The organism is Bradyrhizobium sp. HKCCYLS3070, from assembly GCF_051167575.1.
Taxonomy (GTDB): domain Bacteria; phylum Pseudomonadota; class Alphaproteobacteria; order Rhizobiales; family Xanthobacteraceae; genus Bradyrhizobium.
In genome coordinates this window covers 28,436-47,049 of the sequence record NZ_JBNPTI010000005.1, presented here as the reverse complement: position 1 = coordinate 47,049, position 18,614 = coordinate 28,436, and the positions used below count along the sequence as shown (strand labels likewise).

Sequence of the window (18,614 nt, the reverse complement as noted above, 5' to 3'; positions counted from 1 at the left end):
GATGCATGCAGCGGTGCAGGGAAGCGGCTACGACGTTGGCCGCATCCGCGCGGATTTCCCGATCCTCGGCATGCAGGTCCACGGCAAGCCGCTGGTCTATCTCGACAACGCCGCGTCAGCGCAGAAGCCGCAGGCGGTGCTCGACCGGATGAACCAGGTCTACACGTCCGAATACGCCAACGTGCATCGCGGCCTGCATTATCTCGCGAACGCCGCCACCGAGGCCTACGAGGGCGCCCGCGCCAAGGTCGCGACGTTCCTCAATGCCGAAAGTCCGGAGCAGATCATCTTCACGCGCGGCGCCACCGAGGCGGTCAATCTGGTGGCGCAGACCTTCGGGCGCGAGCGGATCGGGCCGGGCGACGAGATCGTGCTGTCGATCATGGAGCACCACGCCAACATCATCCCCTGGCATTTCCTCCGGGAGCGGCAGGGCGCCGTGATCAAATGGGCTCCCGTCGACGGCGACGGCAACTTCCTGCTCGACGAGTTCGAGAAGCTGCTGACGCCGCGCACCAGGATGGTGGCGATGACGCAGATGTCGAACGTGCTCGGCACGGTGGTCCCGGTCAAGGAGGTCATCCGCATCGCGCATGACCGCGGCATTCCGGTGCTGATCGACGGCTCCCAGGCCGCCGTGCACATGGAGGTCGACGTCAGGGATCTCGACGCGGACTTCTACTGCATCACCGGGCACAAGATCTATGGCCCGACCGGCATCGGCGCGCTCTACGGCAAGCGTGAGCTGCTGGCGGCGATGCCGCCGTTCAACGGCGGCGGCGAGATGATCCGCGAGGTCTCGCGGGACTGGGTCACCTATGGCGATCCGCCGCACCGCTTCGAGGCGGGCACGCCGCCGATCGTGGAGGCCGCCGGGCTGGGCGCCGCGATCGACTACGTTGCCTCGATCGGCAAGCAGCGCATCGCGGCGCATGAGCATGATCTCGTCGCCTACGCCACCGAGCAGCTGCGCGAAATCAACTCGCTGCGCATCATCGGCAACGCCGCCGACAAGGGCGCGATCGTCTCGTTCGAGATGCAGGGCGCCCACGCCCACGACTTCGCCACGGTCATCGACCGCTCCGGCGTCGCGGTCCGCGCCGGCACCCATTGCGCCATGCCGCTGCTGGAGCGTTTTGGCGTCACCGCAACCTGCCGCGCGTCGTTCGCGATGTACAACACGCGCGAAGAGGTGGATGTGCTGGTACGTGCGCTGAAGAAGGCACAGGAGTTTTTCTCTTAAGAGCACTCGCTCCGTCCTGGCAGAGTTCCTACTGACTCGCATCTGGCGAGTTGGAATCGAGCATTCGCCAAGCTGGCGGTGCGCTCCCTCGCCCCGCTTGCGGGGAGAGGGTTGGGGTGAGGGGGACTCTCCACACGCACCAGACTCGCGGAGAGTCCCCCTCACCCGGATTGCATCTTCGATGCAATCCGGCCTCTCCCCGCACGCGGGGAGAGGCGAAGACTGAATGTGCCGCGCTATAGCGGCTTCATCAAAGCAACAAATCAAAACCTACGCCGCCGCAGCCATCGCCGCCTGCGCATCGGCCTTGATGCGGCTGACCATCGAGCGGAAGCCGTTGGAGCGCTGGGGCGTGAGATGCTCGCGCAGGCCCAGCTTCTCGAACAGGGCGATCGGATCGGCGGCGAGAACGTCCGGCGCGGTGCGGCCGGAGACCATCGCCAGGAGGATCGCGACCAGGCCACGCACGATGTGCGCGTCGCTGTCGCCGACGAAATGCAGCACCGGCGTTGCGGCGTCGTGCCGCACGGCGGTGGCGAGCCAGACCTGGCTGGTGCAGCCTTGCACCTTGTTGCCATCATTGCGGTCGATGTCAGGCAGCGGCGGCAGGCCGCGGCCGAGCTCGATCACGTAGCGGTAGCGGTCGTCCCAGTCGTCGAGCAGCGCGAAATTCTCGACGATGTCCTCGATGTCCGGTATCCCCGGCGTCGCAGTCTGGGTCATCCTCAACATCATCCTCTCCTCGTCATCGGCCGATCTCCGTAGATGCGGGGCCAGCTATGCCGTCATGTCAGGCTCGCTGCCGCGCCGCGCCAGCACGGAATCGACCGCGTGCGTGACCCCGTCGAAGGTGATTGGCTTGGCGATGATGGCTTCCGCGCCCTGCCGCAGGCCGGCCAGCGCGAGCGGCGACCGGGGCGATCCCGCGACCACGATGATGCCGGCCTGATGCATCTTCCGGGCGAGCATGCCGACCGTCTCGGCGCCGTCGTCCTCCAGGATGCTCATCCCGATGAGGACGGCGTCGGGCGAGGTCCGTGCCGCCTTGGTCAAAGCGTCGGCGGTCTCCGCGAAGGTGAAGGTCTCGTGACGCTCACTGAGAATGTAGCCGAGCGCCGAGCGGATCACCTGATCGGCTTCAATGACAAAGACGCGCGCCTTGCTCGCCATCAAAAGTACTCCTGCTGGCCCGTTCGAAAGCGGGTTTGATCTGCATCAAGCAAACTCCGTACCGCCGCTCCTGACCGGCCCCCGCGAGCGCTCCGCGGTGTTCTCTACGGAAGCGCCGCTCGGAGCCGCGGCGGCATGTGTCGTTTCGGACAGCACGGCGCGGGAGCGTCGGGTGGAAACCCCCGATGTCGGATTTGCAACAAGTCCATCCTAGCGCCGAGCTTGGCCGCATCTCTTTCAAAACATGGCCTTTTTAACGATTCCAAAGCTCTGGCACAGCCGTTGCAAAACTGGGCTCAGGCAATGGTTGAGGGCTGAGTGCACGCCGACGCTTCGGACGAGCGATGCTCTCCTTCCCAATAACCCGTCTGCCGGTTCTGGAGAGAGGACGCGGTCTCGCGATGCAAGGCGCATGCGGGACATTGGCAATCGGTTGATGGAGAGCAGAATGTCATCACTTCGACAAATCGCATTCTACGGCAAGGGCGGCATCGGCAAATCGACGACGTCGCAGAACACGCTCGCGGCGCTCGCCGAGATGGGTCATCGGATCCTGATCGTCGGCTGCGACCCCAAGGCGGATTCGACCCGCCTGATCCTGCACGCCAAGGCGCAGGACACGATCCTGAGCCTGGCTGCTGCCGCCGGCAGCGTCGAGGACCTCGAGATCGAGGAAGTCATGAAGGTCGGCTATCGCGACATCCGCTGCGTCGAGTCCGGCGGTCCGGAGCCGGGCGTCGGCTGCGCCGGCCGCGGCGTCATCACCTCGATCAACTTCCTGGAAGAGAACGGCGCCTATGAGGACATCGACTACGTGTCCTACGACGTGCTCGGCGACGTCGTGTGCGGCGGCTTCGCGATGCCGATCCGCGAGAACAAGGCGCAGGAAATCTACATCGTGATGTCCGGCGAGATGATGGCGATGTATGCCGCCAACAACATCTCCAAGGGCATCCTGAAATATGCGAATTCCGGCGGCGTGCGCCTGGGCGGCCTGGTCTGCAACGAGCGTCAGACCGACAAGGAGCTGGAGCTGGCGGAGGCTCTCGCCAAGAAGCTCGGCACCCAGCTGATTTACTTCGTGCCGCGCGACAACATCGTGCAGCACGCCGAGCTGCGCCGCATGACCGTGCTGGAATATGCGCCGGATTCGGTCCAGGCCGGGCACTACCGCTCGCTGGCGCAGAAGATCCACAACAACGGCGGCAAGGGCATCATCCCGACCCCGATCACGATGGACGAGCTCGAGGACATGCTGATGGAGCACGGCATCATGAAGGCCGTCGACGAAACCCAGATCGGAAAGACTGCCGCCGAACTCGCCGCAACGGCGTAACCGCCACCGGTGCTCCGGCCCTTCATCTCCAAGGGCCGGATCACCTCCGCAACCGATCATCGAGGAAAGCCAGATGAGCGTCACCGAGAAACAAAGCGTCGCCGAGATCAAGGCGCGCAACAAGGAACTGATCGCCGAGGTCCTGAAGGTCTATCCGGAAAAGACCGCCAAGCGCCGCGCCAAGCATCTCAACGTGCATGAGAACGGCAAGTCGGATTGCGGCGTCAAGTCGAACATCAAGTCGATCCCCGGCGTCATGACCATCCGCGGTTGCGCCTACGCCGGCTCGAAGGGCGTGGTGTGGGGCCCAATCAAGGACATGATCCACATCAGCCATGGCCCGGTCGGCTGCGGCCAGTACTCCTGGGCGGCGCGCCGCAACTACTACATCGGGACGACCGGCATCGACACCTTCGTGACGATGCAGTTCACCTCCGACTTCCAGGAGAAGGACATCGTCTTCGGCGGTGACAAGAAGCTCGCCAAGATCATGGACGAGATCCAGGAGCTGTTCCCGCTGAACAACGGCATCACCGTGCAGTCGGAATGCCCGATCGGCCTGATCGGCGACGACATCGAGGCCGTCTCCAAGGTCAAGTCGAAGGAGTATGACGGCAAGACCATCGTCCCCGTGCGTTGCGAAGGCTTCCGCGGCGTCTCCCAGTCCTTGGGTCACCATATCGCCAACGACGCGATCCGGGACTGGGTGTTCGACAAGCTCCCGGCCGATGCCGCGCCGCGCTTCGAGCCGTCGGCCTACGACGTCGCGATCATCGGCGACTACAACATCGGTGGCGACGCCTGGTCGTCCCGCATCCTGCTCGAGGAGATGGGCCTGCGCGTGATCGCCCAGTGGTCGGGCGACGGCTCGCTGGCAGAGCTCGAGGCGACGCCGAAGGCGAAGCTCAACGTGCTGCATTGCTACCGCTCGATGAACTACATCTCGCGCCACATGGAAGAAAAGTACGGTATTCCGTGGTGCGAATACAACTTCTTCGGACCGAGCAAGATCGCCGAATCGCTGCGTAAGATCGCCAGCTATTTCGACGACAAGATCAAGGAAGGTGCCGAGCGAGTCATCGCCAAGTACCAGCCCCTGATGGACGCCGTGATCGCCAAGTACCGGCCGCGCCTCGAAGGCAAGACCGTGATGCTGTTCGTCGGCGGTCTGCGTCCGCGCCACGTGATCGGCGCCTACGAGGATCTCGGCATGGAGGTCGTCGGAACCGGCTACGAGTTCGGCCACAACGACGACTATCAGCGCACCGCTCAGCACTACGTCAAGGACGGCACGCTGATCTACGACGACGTCACCGGCTACGAGTTCGAGAAGTTCGTCGAGAAGGTCCAGCCGGACCTGGTCGGCTCGGGCATCAAGGAAAAGTACGTGTTCCAGAAGATGGGCGTACCGTTCCGCCAGATGCATTCCTGGGACTACTCGGGTCCCTACCATGGCTATGACGGGTTCGCGATCTTCGCCCGCGACATGGACATGGCCATCAACTCGCCGGTCTGGAAGATGGCCAAGGCGCCCTGGAAGCAGGCGCCCAAGCCGTTGCTTCAGGCAGCCGAGTAAGCACCACCGCCCACGGCCTGGCTCTCCTTCGGCGGAGAGCCAGTGCTCCCTGATCGACACAGGAACATAGAGAGGGTTATCCCATGACGCAGAGTGCCGAACATGTGCTCGATCACTTCGAGCTTTTCCGTGGTCCCGAATACCAGCAGATGCTGGCGAACAAGAAGAAGATGTTCGAGAATCCGCGCGATCCCGCCGAGGTCGAGCGCATCCGCGAATGGGCCAAGACACCCGAATATCGCGAGAAGAATTTCGCCCGCGAGGCGCTGACCGTCAACCCGGCGAAGGCCTGCCAGCCGCTCGGCGCCGTGTTCGTTGCCGTCGGCTTCGAAAAGACGCTGCCGTTCGTGCACGGCTCGCAGGGCTGCGTTGCCTATTATCGCAGCCATCTGTCGCGCCACTTCAAGGAGCCGAGCTCCTGCGTGTCGTCGTCGATGACCGAGGACGCAGCCGTCTTCGGCGGCCTCAACAACATGATCGACGGCCTCGCCAACGCCTACAACATGTACAAGCCGTCGATGATCGCGGTCTCCACCACCTGCATGGCGGAAGTCATCGGCGACGACCTCAACGCCTTCATCAAGACCTCCAAGGAGAAGGGCTCGGTTCCCGCCGAGTTCGATGTGCCTTTCGCCCATACGCCTGCCTTCGTCGGCAGCCATGTCACCGGCTACGACAATGCAATGAAGGGCATTCTCGAGCACTTCTGGGACGGCAAGGCCGGCACCGCGCCGAAGCTGGAGCGCGTTCCCAACGAGAAGATCAACTTCATCGGCGGTTTCGATGGCTACACCGTCGGCAACATCAAGGAAGTGAAGCACATCTTCGAGGCGATGGGGATCGAGTACACGATCCTCGGCGACAATTCGAACGTGTTCGACACGCCGACCGACGGCGAGTTCCGTATGTATGATGGCGGCACCACGCTGGAGGACGCGGCCAACGCGATTCACGCCAAGGCGACGATCTCGATGCAGCACTTCTGCACCGAGAAGACCCTGCCGTTCGTCAAGAACCACGGCCAGGAGGTCGTCTCCTTCAACCATCCGGTCGGCGTAACCGGCACCGACGCCTTCGTGATGGCGCTGTCACGCATCACCGGCAAGGAGATTCCGGAGCAGCTCGCGCTCGAGCGCGGCCGTCTGGTCGACGCGATCGCCGATTCCAGCGCCCACATCCACGGCAAGAAGTTCGCGATCTACGGCGATCCGGATCTCTGCCTCGGCCTCGCCGCGTTCCTGCTCGAGCTCGGCGCCGAGCCGACCCACGTGCTCGCCACCAACGGCAACAAGGATTGGGCCGAGAAGGTGCAGGCCGTGTTCGACTCGTCGCCGTTCGGCAAGAACTGCCACGTGTATCCCGGCAAGGACCTGTGGCACATGCGCTCGCTGCTGTTCACCGAGCCGGTCGATTTCCTGATCGGCAACACCTACGGCAAGTATCTGGAGCGCGACACCGGCACGCCGCTGATCCGCATCGGCTTTCCGATCTTCGATCGTCACCACAAGCACCGCTATCCGGTGTGGGGCTATCAAGGCGGCCTGAACGTGCTTGTCACGATCCTCGACAAGATCTTCGACGAGATCGACCGCAACACCAACGTGCCCGCCAAGTCGGACTACAGCTTCGACATCATCCGCTAGGACACGGCGCGCGGCGGTCCCTCAAGGGCCGCCGCGTTTCGATCTGGACGACGAGGCTCATGGGGAAGGCACTGAAAGCCTGAGCCTCCTCGGCCAAAAGACGCGCAGAAGGTCCGCCAACAGGAGAAGCCGATGAGCTCGCTGTCTGCCACGATCCAGAACGTCTTCAACGAGCCGGGTTGCGGCAAGAACGCCAACAAGTCCGAGGCCGAGCGCAAGAAGGGCTGCACCAAGCAGCTACAGCCGGGCGGTGCGGCGGGCGGGTGCGCGTTCGATGGCGCCAAGGTCGCCTTGCAGCCGCTGACCGACGTCGCGCACCTCGTGCACGGACCGATCGCCTGCGAGGGGAATTCCTGGGACAACCGTGGTGCGGCCTCGTCTGGCTCGCAGATCTGGCGCACCGGTTTCACCACCGACATCAACGAGACCGACGTCGTGTTCGGTGGCGAGAAGCGGCTGTACAAGGCGATCAAGGAAATCATCGAGAAGTACGATCCGCCGGCGGTCTTCGTCTACCAGACCTGCGTGCCCGCCATGACCGGCGACGACATCAATGCCGTCTGCAAGGCGGCCTCGGCCAAATTTGGCAAGCCCTGTATCCCCGTGAACTCGCCCGGCTTCGTCGGCCCGAAGAATCTCGGCAACAAGCTCGCCGGCGAGGCGCTGCTCGACCACGTCATCGGCACCGTCGAGCCGGAGGTCACAACGCCCTACGACCTCAACATCATCGGCGAATACAATCTCTCCGGCGAGCTCTGGCAGGTGAAGCCGCTGTTCGACGAACTCGGCATCCGCATCTCCGCCTGCATCTCCGGCGACGGCCGCTACAAGGACGTCGCCTCGTCGCACCGCGCCCGCGCCGCGATGATGGTGTGCTCCAAGGCGATGATCAACGTCGCCCGCAAGATGGAGGAACGCTACGGCATTCCGTTCTTCGAGGGATCGTTCTACGGCATCCAGGACTCCTCGGACTCGCTGCGCGAGATCGCGCGCCTCCTGGTCGAGCGCGGCGCGCCGGCCGATCTGCTGGACCGCACCGAGGCGGTGATCGCGCGCGAGGAGGCCAAGGCCTGGGCGGCGATCGAGCCGTTCAAGAAGCGGCTCACCGGCAAGAAGGTGCTGCTGATCACCGGCGGCGTGAAGTCGTGGTCAGTCGTAGCGGCGCTGCAGGAGGCCGGCATGGAGCTGGTCGGCACCTCCGTCAAGAAGTCCACCAAGGAGGACAAGGAGCGCATCAAGGAGCTGATGGGCCAGGACGCGCACATGATCGACGATATGGCGCCGCGCGAAATGTACAAGATGCTCAAGGACGCCAAGGCCGACATCATGCTCTCGGGCGGCAAGTCGCAATTCGTGGCGCTGAAGGCGGCGATGCCCTGGCTCGACATCAACCAGGAGCGCTCCCACGCCTTTATGGGCTATATCGGGATGGTGAAGCTGGTCGCGGAGATCGACAAGGCGATCTACAACCCGATGTGGGAGCAGCTGCGCAAGCGGGCGCCCTGGGAGCAGGCCGACAGCAACTGGCAGGCCAGGGCGATTGCCCAGGTCAATGCAGAAGCGGCGGCGCTGGCGGCCGATCCGGTCGCCGCGGAAGCCGCGCGACGCGCCAAGAAGATCTGCCACTGCAAGTCGGTCGATCTCGGCACCATCGAGGACGCGATCAAGGCCCATGGCCTCGCCGATGTCGCCGGCGTTCGCGAGCACACCAACGCCTCGGGCGGCTGCGGCGCCTGCGCCGGGCGGGTCGAGGACATCCTGGCGACGTTCAAGGCGCCGGCCGAGCTGCTGCAGGCGGCGGAGTAGGGCGGCGCTCATGGCCAAGGTCACCATTGGAAAGAAGGCCTGCGCGGTCAATCCGCTCAAGATGAGCCAGCCGATCGGCGGCTCGTTCGCCTTCCTCGGCCTGCGCGGCGCGATGCCGCTGCTGCATGGTTCGCAGGGCTGCACCTCGTTCGGCCTGACCTTGTTCGTGCGCCACTTCAAGGAAGCGGTGCCGATGCAGACGACGGCGATGAGCGAGGTCGCCACCGTGCTCGGCGGCTATGAGAATGTCGAGCAGGCGATCCTCAACATCTACAAGCGACAAAAGCCGGAGATCATCGGCATCTGCTCGACCGGCGTCACCGAGACCAAGGGCGACGACGTCGACGGCTACATCAGGCTGATCCGCGAGAAACATCCAGATCTCGCGAATTATCCGCTGGTCTACGTCTCGACGCCGGACTTCAAGGACGCGTTCCAGGACGGTTGGGACAAGACCGTCGCCAAGATGGTCGAGGTGCTCGTCGACAAGCCGACCTCGACCCGTCGCGACCCGGCGCGGGTCAACGTGCTGCCGGGCTGCCATCTGACGCCGGGGGATATCGAGGAGCTGCGCACCATCATCGAGGATTTCGGTCTGGAGCCATCGTTCCTGCCGGATATCGGCGGCTCGCTCGACGGCCACATCCCCGACGAGTTCACGCCGACAACGATCGGCGGCATCGGCCTGGAAGAGATTGCGACCATGGGCAGCGCGTCCTGGACGATCGCGATCGGGGCGCAAATGAAGCGAGCGGCGGAAGCGATGCAGGCCAGGACCGGCGTGCCGTATCGGCTGTTCGAGCGGCTCTGCGGGCTGCTGCCGAACGACGAGTTCATGACGTTCCTCAGCAAGATCTCGGGACGCCCGGTGCCGGTGAAATATCGACGGCAGCGCGGCCAGCTCGCGGACGCGATGCTGGATGCGCATTTCCACATTGGCGGCCGCAAGCTCGCTGTTGGCGCCGAGCCGGATCTGCTGTTCGACGTCGCGAGCATGCTGCACGACATGGGCGCGCATGTGTCGGTGGCGGTCACCACGACGCAGTCGCCGGTGCTCGAGCGGATGCCCTGCGATGAAGTGCTGATCGGCGATCTCGAGGATCTCGAAAACCTGGCAAAGGAGCGCGACTGCGGCTTGATGCTCACGCATTCGCACGGCCGCCAGGCCGCCGCCCGCCTCAAGATCCCGTTCTACCGGATCGGCTTTCCGATGTTCGACCGGCTCGGGGCAGGGCATCTCCTGACGGTCGGCTATCGCGGCACGCGCGATCTGATCTTTGCGCTCGCCAATCTGATCATCGCCGATCGCGAGGACAACCATCAGCCGACGCCCGACACCTGGCTCGATCCCTGGAAGGACCTCGAACAGGCATCGATCGACACCGCCGTCGTGGCGCCACTGCATTGACGTTTCAGGAGAAAGGACCGACGACATGAAAGTCGCATTCGCTACCCAGGATCTGAAGCGCGTCGACGCCCATTTCGGCTGGGCCAAGAACATCGCGATCTACGATCTCGATCCCGAGGGCTACCGCTTCATCGAGAAGGTCGAGTTCGACGGCGATCTCAAGGAGGATGGCAACGAGGACAAGCTGGCGCCGAAGATCGAGGCGATCAAGGATTGCGCGATCCTCTATGTCGCCGCGATCGGCGGCTCCGGCGCAGCGCGCGTCGTCGCCAACAACATCCATCCGATGAAGGTCACCCAGCCCGAGGAGATCACCGATCTGCTCGGCAAGCTGCAGGCGGTGCTCAAGGGCACGCCGCCGCCCTGGCTGCGCAAGGCGCTGGCCAAGGGCCAGGAACGCGCGCTCGATTTCGAGGAATGAGGAAACCACCATGTCCGATACCGCGGTAGCCGTCGAAACCATCCCCGCCGAGCAGCGGCCCTTCGTCAAGGAGCTGATCAAGGTGTGGCGCGCCCAGGACACCCATGGCGCATGGGAAGGCAAGAAGGACATCGACCTGCTCGAGCCCTACATCCTGGACAAGGAGAAGCGGCGGGCGTTGCCGATCATCGGCGATCCCGATCCGGAGACGATCTGGCGGCTGGAGCTGTTCTTCAATGCGGTCGCACTGTCGATCGAGAAGGCCACCGGCGTCATGATCTCGCCGATGCTGAAGATGAGTCACGAGGGCTTCGGCCGCATGGTGCTGATCGGCGGCCGGCTGATCGTCGTCAACAAGCAGCTGCGCGACGTCCACCGCTTCGGCTTCGACAATCTCGGCAAGCTGGCCGACGAAGGCGACAAGTTCGTCAAGGCCGGCGTCGAGATGATCGAGAAGTTCAAGGACGTCGCGAACTACTGAACGGCGAGGATGAGAGAGATGAGCGACCTGGATACCCTGAAGGCCGAGATCAAGAAGCTGTCGGCACGCGCCATGGATGCCAAGATGAACCTGCACGACCTGTCGGAGGAACTGCCCATCAACTGGGACCAGATCCTGCCGACGGCGCAGAAGGCGCATGACGCGTTCGCCGAGCTGGAGAAGAAGCGGGCCGAGCTGAAGAAGCTCGAAACCGCGTAAGCCCGATTTGAGGATCCGTCATCATGTCCAACGCAACCCGTGACGGTCGCGACTGGCGGCCGGACTATCTGGTCGCCATCGATCCGGCCAAGTGCATCGGCTGCGGCCGCTGCTACAAGGTGTGTGGCCGCGAGGTCATGACCCTGAAGGGCATCAACGACGAGGGCGAGTTCGTCGAGCTCGACGACGACGAGGATGACGAGGTCGAGAAGAAGATCATGGTCATGAACGACACCGGCGCTTGCATCGGCTGCGGCGCCTGCGCCCGGGTCTGCCCGACCAACTGCCAGACCCATTCGCCGGCGGCCTGAGATTGTCGAGCGTGCTGCCATGATGCGGATGGAGGCGAAATTCACGATCGGCCAGGTGACTCGGCACCGCGTCTACGATCTGCGCGGCGTCGTGTTCGATGTCGACCTGTCGTTCTCCGAGGAAGAGGGCTGGCGCGCCATCACCATGGACGCCAGGCTCGACAAGGAGCAGCCATTCTACTATCTGCTCGCCGAATGCGGCGAGAGCAGCTACATCGCCTATGTGCCTGAGCAGAACTTGGTGGCGGACGCTTCCGGGGAGCCGGTGAAGCATCCCGATATCGGCGAACTGTTCGATGTCGACGATGAGGGCAGCTATCGCTACCGCGGGCGGATCTTTCAGTAGATCTTGCCACTGCCGTCATTGCGAGGAGCCGCAGGCGACGAAGCAATCCAGAGTCGTCGTGCGGCCCTGGATCGCGTCGCTGCGTTCGCGATGACGGAGACTTGTGTTGGCCACGATCTATCCGCTCGTCATTCCGGGGCGCGCGCTTCGCGCGCCCCGGAATGACGGTCGAGAGATGAGGGCCAGGCCGAAAGCGGGGACTTTTACTCGATCCCCTGTTCCCTGGCCTTCCACATCGCCGCGATCCGGAAGCGCTCGTTGATCGCGGCGGGGTTGGCGAGGATCTCGGCCTGGGCGGCGGCGAACGCGCTCTCGACGATCGCTGCCTCGTCCTTGGTCAAAGTGATGCGGCCGGCCATGTGAGTCGCGTCGGGCGCGGCCTCCCAGATCTTGCGCCGGTTCGGATGCAGCTTGACCTCGACCAGCTCGAACGCCTCGAGCTCGCCTTCGAGGCAGATGGCGAGGCCAATCACCTCGACCTTGCGGCCGTCCTGCGTGGTCTTGACCAGAGTCTTTGCCATGCTCGTGCTCCCGTCGTTGAAATCACGCCGCGACCGGCGTGTCGTCGAGCTGGCTCCATTCCGCCCAAGCGCCGTCGTAGACGGCGGCGTTCGGAACGCCGAGCCGGTAGAGCGCCAACGCCAGCATGCAGGAGGTGATGCCCGAGGCGCAGGTGGTAACGATCGGCTTGTTCAGATCGACGCCCGCGGCCGTAAAGCGTGCGGTGAGCGCGTCGGGCGCCAGCAGCACGCCGGAGTCCGGATCGACCAGATCGGCCCAGGGCAGGTTGATGGCACCTGGAATGTGGCCCTGGCGCTTGAAGGTGAACACGTCTGCCTGCGTGCCGTCGAACTTGCCGGGCCCGCGCGCATCGATGAGTTGGCCGCCGGCCTGCAGCAGGCGACGCACGTCGGCCGAGGTCGCGACCAGGCCGGGCTGGAAGCTGGCCGTGAAGCTCGCCGGCACCGGGCGCACCGGCGTCATCTCCGCCGGCCTCTTCTCCTTGGTCCATTTGCCGAAGCCGCCGTCGAGCAGGGCGACGTTGTCGTGCCCGAATACGCGGAACATCCACCACACGCGGCCCGCGGCCGAGCCGCCATAGTGACGGTCGTAGACGACGACGCGATCGGCATTGCTGATGCCGAGCAGCCCGACCTTGTGGGCGAAATCGCCCGCTGACGGCAGCATGTGCGGCAGCGGGTTGGACTTGTCGGCGACCTGGTCGATATCGAAATGCACTGAGCCCGGCAGGTGCCGGCCGCGGTATTGCGTACGGCCGTCCAGGTTGGTGCTCGGATGGTGCCAGGTGCAGTCGAGGATCTTGGTGGCGGGATCGGAAAGATGTTGTGCCAGCCAGTCGGAGCTGACCAGGGTGCTCGAGGGATCCGTGCTCATGCATGCGCTCGCGATTTGAAGAGCCAACAGGATGACTGACGCGCTTGCGGGCGTCAGAGCGTCTTCGGCATCGGATAGCCCGGGCGTGGATGGGTGTCGTAGTATTCCGGACGCTCCGGCCAGCCGCCTTCGGCGACGATCTTGAAGGTCGCGACCGTGACCGGCGCGCCGGGCGAGCACGACACTTCGGTGAACTTGATTTCGCGCTCGCCTGGGCCGGCGGAGAAATCGGCGACGGTAGTACCGTCCGCCTTGCGCGCCCGCGCAAAGCCGGGCGTGCCGACGGTGGCCGCCGGCACGGACGTCGCGACGAAGTTCGGCTGCTCGAGGCCATCCACCGCGGCGCCGAAGGCGGGCGAGCCGAACGTGAAGGTCGCGAGCACGCCGCTGCGGTCGACCGGCTTGTCCGCGGTGATCGGACGCGCCACCGAGTAGACCGTCAGCGTGCCGCCCTCCATTGCCGCCTTGATGTCGTCGAGCGAGCTCTCGACGAATTCCAGTGCCACGTTCATGTCGATCTCCTTACAAAGAGGCGCCTTTGCAGGAGAAATTTTCAAGTTCTGTGCCAGTCTATCGCAGCAGCAAAGAAGGCGAGGCGGACAGGCGGAGTTGCGCGAATCTTGCAACGCGGCTCGCAAGCGAGCCGACCGTCGCTCCTGCTGCGCCGAAGCGGCCGTGTCGGAGATGCGCCAGACATCGATGAGGCCCGACATGACGACCGACGTCGCCTACGCCATCTGCAGCTTCAACGACATTCCGAGCCGCCGCGCCATGGGCTTCCAGCTCATGATCGTCGCGGAGGACGGCAGCCACCGCCCGTGGCCGATCTTCGTGATCCGCTGGGGCAAGCAGGTGTTCGGCTATCTGAACATGTGCCCGCACGACAAGGTCAATCTCGACTGGGAGCGCAATCAGTTCCTGGACGGCAACGGCCTTCGCATCCTCTGCGGCAAGCACGGCTCGCTGTTCGAGATCGGTACCGGGCTCTGCGTCGATGGCCCGTGCAGGGGCGAGAGCCTGACGCCGGTCGCGCTGAGCGTGCTGGATGGCGACATCTGCGTGACCGGCGTGACCCTGGTCGAGGATGACGAGGAAGAGGGTGAGACCGGCCTGCAGTGTGAGGAAGGCTGAGGCGGCGATCGCGGTGAAGTCCCGACGGAAACTGCCGGGACTTCATCTTGAATTTGAAGAAACGAACGGTCTCAGACTGGCCGGTTCTCGTTGCGGTTCTTGACCGGCTCCATCCTGGCCAGTGCATCCGCGTAGGGCACGAGATCGTAGTTCTCGCTGAAGTCCTTGGCGGCGTCGAGCACGTAGTCGAGCTTGCCGGCGGTATCGAGCTTCTTGATGTCGTTCTTGTCGATCGACAGCAGCTCCAGCATCTCCTTCCAGACCGTGGATTCGTCGCAAGGCAGCACGTAGAAGGTGATGTCGTCGATCTTGATGCGGTACTTCGCCAGCAGATCGATGTTGTTGCAGAACATGAGGTACTTGCCGTCCGGCGTCAGCAGGCCCTTGAGCACCTCGGCCGCGGTCTCGAGATAGGCCAGCGAGTGGATGTAGCCGGCGAGCACCGGGATCGTTGATGCACCGTCTTGCGCGATCGTCAGCACCTGCTCGATCGAGAAGTCCGGCGGACGCTTCTCGTCCGCAACCTGGGTCTGGAACTTCAGCGCGATATCGCCGCGGAAGCCGAACCGTCCCGGCTTGGTGGTCGGCGCCTTGAGAACGGCGTTCAGCAGCCGCCCTTCCTTGTCGAGCTGCGCGAGCGCGGTGGTCTCGATCGCAACCGTCTTCTCCAATGTCGTCATCAGCAATCCCCTCGCATGTCCTTGTCAGCCGTTCGCCGCACGGCGCGGTCGAAAGGGACGTGATGCAAATTGTCTGCCGGTGTGTGTGGCGGCTTGATTTGCTTGGTTCTTTTGCCTCTCGCGCCAGTGATTGTCGGGTTTGCGCCCCGACATCGCGCCGACTCCCGCGCGACACGGCGTGAACAGCGCCTGTCGGAAAGCCGACACGCGTCGGAAACGCCACAGCGACAGCATGAAAAGCTGAGGTCTTTCAGGCGATTGCTGCATGGCATGAGACTTGCCAATTCCGTTCACAACAGCCGAATGGGAAAGGCGAGACGATGATGATCAACCTGACCGACAGCGCCATCAATGCGGTCCGCAACGCGATCACGACCTCCGACAAGCCGGTCGACGGCCTCAGGATCATGGTCGAAGCCGGCGGCTGCGCCGGGCTCAAATACAACATGGGCCTCGTCAGCGGCAGCGAGCCGGAGGACACCGTGATCGAGCGCGAGGGCGTGCGCGTGCTCGTCGATCACAAGAGCCTCGAATATCTCGAAGGCACGACGATCGATTTCGTCATCGCGCTCGAGGGCTCCGGCTTCACCTTCGAGAACCCGAATGCCAAGTCGAGCTGCGGCTGCGGCAAGTCGTTCGCTTGAGTCTTCGCTCGATCATCCAACACGCGAGAAGTGAAACCATGCTGGTCGAATCCCAGGGCATCGTCGAAGCGCCGTCGCAGATGAGCGAGCGCGAGCGGATCATCCGGGCCGTGATCGAGGAGGTCCGTCCGAACCTCAAGCGCGACGGCGGCGATTGCGAGCTCGTCGAGATTGACGGCAACAAGATCATGGTCAAGCTCGCCGGCGCCTGCATCTTCTGCAAGCTCGCCAGCGCGACGCTGGAGGGCATCCAGGCGCGCATGATCGAGAAGCTCGGCGAATTCGTCCGCCTCGTTCCGGTGGCCGGCGCAGCCAAGGCGCGGCATTAAGGAGCGGCCTTGCGTCCGGTCTATCTCGACAACAACGCGACGACACGAGCCGATCCGGAGGTCGTCGCGGCGATGTTGCCGTTCTTTACGGACCAGTTCGGCAATGCTTCATCCTCGCATGCCTTCGGCAGCGAGGTCGCCGGGGCCGTGAGGCAGGCGCGCAAGAGCCTGCAGGCGCTGCTGGGCGCCGCCTTCGACCACGAGATCGTCTTTACCTCCGGTGGGACGGAATCCGACAACACCGCGCTGCTGTCGGCGCTTGAGACGCAGGACGGTCGCGACGAGATCGTCACGACGGCGGTGGAGCATCCCGCAATCCTGTCGCTCGTCGAGTATCTCAGCGGCAAGCGCGGCCTCACGGTGCATCTGATCGGCGTCGATGCGGCCGGCCGGCTCGATCTCGAGGCTTACAAGCGCGCGCTCGGCCCGCGCACGGCGATCGCCTCGGTGATGTGGGCCAACAACGAAACCGGCACGCTGTTTCCGGTGTCCGATCTGGCCAGGCTCGCGCATGAGGCCGGCGCGCTGTTCCACACCGACGCCGTGCAGGCGGTCGGCAAGATCGCGATCGATCTGAAATCCGCTGGCGTCGACATGCTGTCGTTGTCCGGCCACAAGCTGCACGGCCCCAAGGGCATCGGTGCGCTTTATGTTCGGAAGGGCACACCGTTCGCGCCGCTGCTGCGCGGCGGCCCGCAGGAGCGCCGCCGGCGCGGCGGCACCGAGAACGTGCCGGGCATCATCGGGCTCGGCAAGGCGGCCGAGCTGGCGGCAAAGCATCTCGCGGACGAGCAGGGCCGCGTCCGCGCGCTGCGCGACCGGCTGGAGCAGGGCATCCTCCAGAGCGTCGGCCATTGCGTCGTGCTCGGCGACCTCGCTGCGCGGCTGCCGAACACCTCCAACATCGCCTTCCAGCATCTCGAGGGCGAGCCGATCGTCATGCGGCTGAACCAAGCCGGTATCGCCGCCTCGCTCGGCTCGGCCTGCGCCTCCGGCTCGATGGAGCCGTCGCACGTGCTCCGCGCGATGAACGTGCCGCCGGACCTGCTGCGCGGGGCTGTCCGGTTCTCGCTGTCGCGCGACACCACGGACGACGACATCGATCGCATGCTGCAGATCCTGCCCGACATCGTCGGCCGGCTGCGCGAGACCTCGCCGGCCTGTCTGCAGCATCGTCAATCGCCCTCGACGGACGCCCTTCGCCCTACGGAGCTCACGCAATGAAAGTCATGATCCGCCGCTCGCCGGAAACGGGCTTGTCGATCTACGTCCCCAAAAAGGATCTCGAGGAGCCCATCGTCGAGTCGGAGCACGAGTCCTTGTGGGGCGGCTGGATCCGCATCGCCAACGGATGGGTCCTCGAACTGCCGCAGATGGCCGCCGACACGCGGCTGCCGATCACGATCAACGCGCGCAAGCGCGGTGGCGAAGGGGACGAGTGATGAATGCGCCGCTTCCTCATATCGACATCGTCAAGCAGGCCGATGCCGAGGCCCTGCTCAAGGACGTCGTCGCCGGACTGAAGGCCGGCAAGGTCGTCCCGTTCCTCGGTCCCGCCGTGTCGGAGCAGTCCGGCGCCACGGTGCCGATGAATCCCGAAGCGCTGGCTGCGTTCTTCGGCACCAAGGTGGCGCTGCCGCGCCGAGCCAAGGGCAATGCGTGGGCTTCAGCCCAGCACATCGAGAGCACGCGCCACCGCTCGACGGTGACGGCGTTGATGGCCGAAGCCTTTGCCGCGCCCGTTGCACCGACACCGCTGCAGCAGCATCTGGCGTCGCTGCCGCTGCCGATGATCGTCGACAGTTGGTATGACGGCGCAATGCGAACCGCGCTCGCCGGGCGCGGCGATTGGGGCGAGGTGCAGGGCATCACGCGGGCCGGAATCGGCGAGGACCGCTGGTATCGCTTCTACGACGCCGCGGGCGCCGAGAGCGATCGCGAGAAGGCCGCAAGCTGGACTACGCTGCTCTACAAGCCGCATGGCGGGATCACGCCGGCCAGGAACTTCCTGATCACCGACGCCGACTATGTCGAGGTGCTGACCGACATCGATATCCAGACACCGATACCCGACACGGTCAAGGACCGGCGCACCGACCGCACCTTCCTGTTCATCGGCTGCCGCTTCAACGACCAGTTGCTGCGCACCTATGGCCGCCAGGTCATCAAGCGCTCCGGCGCCGATCACTACGTCCTGGTCGAGCCCGACTCATTGTCGAAGAACGAGCTGAAGTTCTTCATCGCCGAGCGGTTGACGCCGATCGCGATTCCGCTGGCCCGCGCGAGCGAGATCATCATCGGCGGCTGAGCGAGACCACGACACCGGAAATCGAACAGCGTGGCCGCAAGCTGCGCTGTTTTGCCGTTCGTCCTGTGTCCCAATTCGAGTCTGTAACGTTTCTAACAACGTCCGAAACGAGAGCCTTTCGCATGTTGGCAAGGCGACAGGCGCGATGATTTGGCTAAGGCGTTGAT

General features: G+C 64.4%; 23 protein-coding genes. 17 read left to right on the top strand and 6 right to left on the bottom strand.

Annotated elements, in window-relative coordinates; genetic code table 11:
* Position 1 precedes the first annotated feature (1 nt).
* Complete coding sequence (locus tag ACQR03_RS17765; protein WP_315825176.1) at positions 2–1,243, top strand: cysteine desulfurase; 1,242 nt, start codon at positions 2–4, stop codon at positions 1,241–1,243.
* A gap of 270 nt (positions 1,244–1,513) precedes the next feature.
* On the opposite strand, the gene ACQR03_RS17760 is transcribed toward ACQR03_RS17765, so the two are convergent.
* Entirely contained in the window at positions 1,514–1,975 is a 462-nt protein-coding gene (locus tag ACQR03_RS17760; protein WP_315768872.1) for a SufE family protein, read from the bottom strand.
* A gap of 45 nt (positions 1,976–2,020) precedes the next feature.
* Complete coding sequence (locus tag ACQR03_RS17755; RefSeq protein ID WP_315752834.1) at positions 2,021–2,413, bottom strand: response regulator; 393 nt, start codon at positions 2,411–2,413, stop codon at positions 2,021–2,023.
* Positions 2,414–2,861: 448 nt separating this feature from the next.
* Here ACQR03_RS17755 and nifH point away from each other — a divergent pair, with 448 nt between their 5' ends.
* The 10 genes from nifH (at position 2,862) to hspQ (ending at position 11,960) form a co-directional block, all read left to right on the top strand.
* Positions 2,862–3,749, top strand: a complete 888-nt coding sequence (gene nifH, locus ACQR03_RS17750; protein WP_315713086.1) for a nitrogenase iron protein — start codon at positions 2,862–2,864, stop codon at positions 3,747–3,749.
* A gap of 73 nt (positions 3,750–3,822) precedes the next feature.
* On the top strand, positions 3,823–5,325 hold the full coding sequence (nifD, locus tag ACQR03_RS17745) for a nitrogenase molybdenum-iron protein alpha chain (RefSeq protein WP_315713160.1): 1,503 nt from the start codon (positions 3,823–3,825) through the stop codon (positions 5,323–5,325).
* An 83-nt stretch (positions 5,326–5,408) separates the two neighbouring features.
* Positions 5,409–6,968: a nitrogenase molybdenum-iron protein subunit beta gene (gene nifK, locus ACQR03_RS17740; RefSeq protein WP_315825175.1), complete on the top strand. Its 1,560-nt coding sequence runs from the start codon at positions 5,409–5,411 to the stop codon at positions 6,966–6,968.
* A 132-nt stretch (positions 6,969–7,100) separates the two neighbouring features.
* The gene (gene nifE / locus ACQR03_RS17735; protein WP_315768868.1) at positions 7,101–8,774 is read left to right on the top strand and encodes a nitrogenase iron-molybdenum cofactor biosynthesis protein NifE; all 1,674 of its coding nucleotides are present in this window, start codon (positions 7,101–7,103) and stop codon (positions 8,772–8,774) included.
* Between the two features lie 10 nt (positions 8,775–8,784).
* Positions 8,785–10,182, top strand: coding sequence for a nitrogenase iron-molybdenum cofactor biosynthesis protein NifN (nifN, locus tag ACQR03_RS17730; RefSeq protein WP_315752837.1), 1,398 nt, complete (start codon positions 8,785–8,787; stop codon positions 10,180–10,182).
* Positions 10,183–10,207: 25 nt separating this feature from the next.
* Complete coding sequence (nifX, locus tag ACQR03_RS17725) at positions 10,208–10,603, top strand: nitrogen fixation protein NifX (protein WP_315713153.1); 396 nt, start codon at positions 10,208–10,210, stop codon at positions 10,601–10,603.
* A gap of 10 nt (positions 10,604–10,613) precedes the next feature.
* Entirely contained in the window at positions 10,614–11,084 is a 471-nt protein-coding gene (locus ACQR03_RS17720; protein ID WP_315752838.1) for a NifX-associated nitrogen fixation protein, read from the top strand.
* An 18-nt stretch (positions 11,085–11,102) separates the two neighbouring features.
* Positions 11,103–11,303, top strand: a complete 201-nt coding sequence (locus ACQR03_RS17715) for a CCE_0567 family metalloprotein (RefSeq protein WP_315713150.1) — start codon at positions 11,103–11,105, stop codon at positions 11,301–11,303.
* A 23-nt stretch (positions 11,304–11,326) separates the two neighbouring features.
* Complete coding sequence (gene fdxB / locus ACQR03_RS17710; RefSeq protein WP_315713149.1) at positions 11,327–11,614, top strand: ferredoxin III, nif-specific; 288 nt, start codon at positions 11,327–11,329, stop codon at positions 11,612–11,614.
* A gap of 19 nt (positions 11,615–11,633) precedes the next feature.
* Positions 11,634–11,960, top strand: a complete 327-nt coding sequence (gene hspQ, locus ACQR03_RS17705; RefSeq protein WP_315752839.1) for a heat shock protein HspQ — start codon at positions 11,634–11,636, stop codon at positions 11,958–11,960.
* A gap of 203 nt (positions 11,961–12,163) precedes the next feature.
* Here hspQ and ACQR03_RS17700 read toward each other — a convergent pair whose 3' ends face one another.
* Genes ACQR03_RS17700 through ACQR03_RS17690 form a run of 3 tightly spaced genes read right to left on the bottom strand, consistent with a single transcriptional unit; the run spans position 12,164 to position 13,867 of the window.
* Entirely contained in the window at positions 12,164–12,481 is a 318-nt protein-coding gene (locus ACQR03_RS17700) for a hypothetical protein (RefSeq protein WP_315713146.1), read from the bottom strand.
* A gap of 22 nt (positions 12,482–12,503) precedes the next feature.
* Entirely contained in the window at positions 12,504–13,355 is an 852-nt protein-coding gene (locus tag ACQR03_RS17695; protein ID WP_315752840.1) for a sulfurtransferase, read from the bottom strand.
* Between the two features lie 53 nt (positions 13,356–13,408).
* Positions 13,409–13,867, bottom strand: coding sequence for a hypothetical protein (locus tag ACQR03_RS17690; RefSeq protein ID WP_315752841.1), 459 nt, complete (start codon positions 13,865–13,867; stop codon positions 13,409–13,411).
* A gap of 199 nt (positions 13,868–14,066) precedes the next feature.
* On the opposite strand from ACQR03_RS17690, the gene ACQR03_RS17685 reads away from it, so the two are divergent.
* Positions 14,067–14,486 carry a Rieske (2Fe-2S) protein gene (locus tag ACQR03_RS17685; RefSeq protein ID WP_315752842.1) on the top strand — a complete coding sequence of 140 codons (420 nt, stop codon included), beginning with the start codon at positions 14,067–14,069 and terminating at the stop codon, positions 14,484–14,486.
* A gap of 71 nt (positions 14,487–14,557) precedes the next feature.
* On the opposite strand, the gene ACQR03_RS17680 is transcribed toward ACQR03_RS17685, so the two are convergent.
* Complete coding sequence (locus ACQR03_RS17680; protein WP_315752843.1) at positions 14,558–15,166, bottom strand: hypothetical protein; 609 nt, start codon at positions 15,164–15,166, stop codon at positions 14,558–14,560.
* Between the two features lie 323 nt (positions 15,167–15,489).
* Between ACQR03_RS17680 and ACQR03_RS17675 the strand changes: the two genes are divergently transcribed.
* Genes ACQR03_RS17675 through ACQR03_RS17655 form a run of 5 tightly spaced genes read left to right on the top strand, consistent with a single transcriptional unit; the run spans position 15,490 to position 18,447 of the window.
* Entirely contained in the window at positions 15,490–15,810 is a 321-nt protein-coding gene (locus tag ACQR03_RS17675) for a HesB/IscA family protein (RefSeq protein ID WP_257170758.1), read from the top strand.
* A 38-nt stretch (positions 15,811–15,848) separates the two neighbouring features.
* Positions 15,849–16,139, top strand: a complete 291-nt coding sequence (locus ACQR03_RS17670) for a NifU family protein (protein WP_315713137.1) — start codon at positions 15,849–15,851, stop codon at positions 16,137–16,139.
* Between the two features lie 9 nt (positions 16,140–16,148).
* On the top strand, positions 16,149–17,363 hold the full coding sequence (nifS, locus tag ACQR03_RS17665; protein WP_315752844.1) for a cysteine desulfurase NifS: 1,215 nt from the start codon (positions 16,149–16,151) through the stop codon (positions 17,361–17,363).
* Entirely contained in the window at positions 17,360–17,581 is a 222-nt protein-coding gene (gene nifT / locus ACQR03_RS17660; protein ID WP_315713133.1) for a putative nitrogen fixation protein NifT, read from the top strand. Before nifS ends, nifT begins: the two co-directional genes overlap by 4 nt.
* On the top strand, positions 17,581–18,447 hold the full coding sequence (locus ACQR03_RS17655; RefSeq protein ID WP_315752845.1) for an SIR2 family NAD-dependent protein deacylase: 867 nt from the start codon (positions 17,581–17,583) through the stop codon (positions 18,445–18,447). Before nifT ends, ACQR03_RS17655 begins: the two co-directional genes overlap by 1 nt.
* Positions 18,448–18,614 lie beyond the last annotated feature (167 nt).

Bases quoted from the DNA above. Each gene is read 5' to 3' on its own strand.
- ACQR03_RS17765 (WP_315825176.1), top strand. From the start codon at position 2: ATGCATGCAGCGGTGCAGGGAAGCGGCTACGACGTTGGCCGCATCCGC.
- ACQR03_RS17760 (WP_315768872.1), bottom strand. From the start codon at position 1,975: ATGTTGAGGATGACCCAGACTGCGACGCCGGGGATACCGGACATCGAG.
- ACQR03_RS17755 (WP_315752834.1), bottom strand. From the start codon at position 2,413: ATGGCGAGCAAGGCGCGCGTCTTTGTCATTGAAGCCGATCAGGTGATC.
- nifH (WP_315713086.1), top strand. From the start codon at position 2,862: ATGTCATCACTTCGACAAATCGCATTCTACGGCAAGGGCGGCATCGGC.
- nifD (WP_315713160.1), top strand. From the start codon at position 3,823: ATGAGCGTCACCGAGAAACAAAGCGTCGCCGAGATCAAGGCGCGCAAC.
- nifK (WP_315825175.1), top strand. From the start codon at position 5,409: ATGACGCAGAGTGCCGAACATGTGCTCGATCACTTCGAGCTTTTCCGT.
- nifE (WP_315768868.1), top strand. From the start codon at position 7,101: ATGAGCTCGCTGTCTGCCACGATCCAGAACGTCTTCAACGAGCCGGGT.
- nifN (WP_315752837.1), top strand. From the start codon at position 8,785: ATGGCCAAGGTCACCATTGGAAAGAAGGCCTGCGCGGTCAATCCGCTC.
- nifX (WP_315713153.1), top strand. From the start codon at position 10,208: ATGAAAGTCGCATTCGCTACCCAGGATCTGAAGCGCGTCGACGCCCAT.
- ACQR03_RS17720 (WP_315752838.1), top strand. From the start codon at position 10,614: ATGTCCGATACCGCGGTAGCCGTCGAAACCATCCCCGCCGAGCAGCGG.
- ACQR03_RS17715 (WP_315713150.1), top strand. From the start codon at position 11,103: ATGAGCGACCTGGATACCCTGAAGGCCGAGATCAAGAAGCTGTCGGCA.
- fdxB (WP_315713149.1), top strand. From the start codon at position 11,327: ATGTCCAACGCAACCCGTGACGGTCGCGACTGGCGGCCGGACTATCTG.
- hspQ (WP_315752839.1), top strand. From the start codon at position 11,634: ATGATGCGGATGGAGGCGAAATTCACGATCGGCCAGGTGACTCGGCAC.
- ACQR03_RS17700 (WP_315713146.1), bottom strand. From the start codon at position 12,481: ATGGCAAAGACTCTGGTCAAGACCACGCAGGACGGCCGCAAGGTCGAG.
- ACQR03_RS17695 (WP_315752840.1), bottom strand. From the start codon at position 13,355: ATGAGCACGGATCCCTCGAGCACCCTGGTCAGCTCCGACTGGCTGGCA.
- ACQR03_RS17690 (WP_315752841.1), bottom strand. From the start codon at position 13,867: ATGAACGTGGCACTGGAATTCGTCGAGAGCTCGCTCGACGACATCAAG.
- ACQR03_RS17685 (WP_315752842.1), top strand. From the start codon at position 14,067: ATGACGACCGACGTCGCCTACGCCATCTGCAGCTTCAACGACATTCCG.
- ACQR03_RS17680 (WP_315752843.1), bottom strand. From the start codon at position 15,166: ATGACGACATTGGAGAAGACGGTTGCGATCGAGACCACCGCGCTCGCG.
- ACQR03_RS17675 (WP_257170758.1), top strand. From the start codon at position 15,490: ATGATCAACCTGACCGACAGCGCCATCAATGCGGTCCGCAACGCGATC.
- ACQR03_RS17670 (WP_315713137.1), top strand. From the start codon at position 15,849: ATGCTGGTCGAATCCCAGGGCATCGTCGAAGCGCCGTCGCAGATGAGC.
- nifT (WP_315713133.1), top strand. From the start codon at position 17,360: ATGAAAGTCATGATCCGCCGCTCGCCGGAAACGGGCTTGTCGATCTAC.
- ACQR03_RS17655 (WP_315752845.1), top strand. From the start codon at position 17,581: ATGAATGCGCCGCTTCCTCATATCGACATCGTCAAGCAGGCCGATGCC.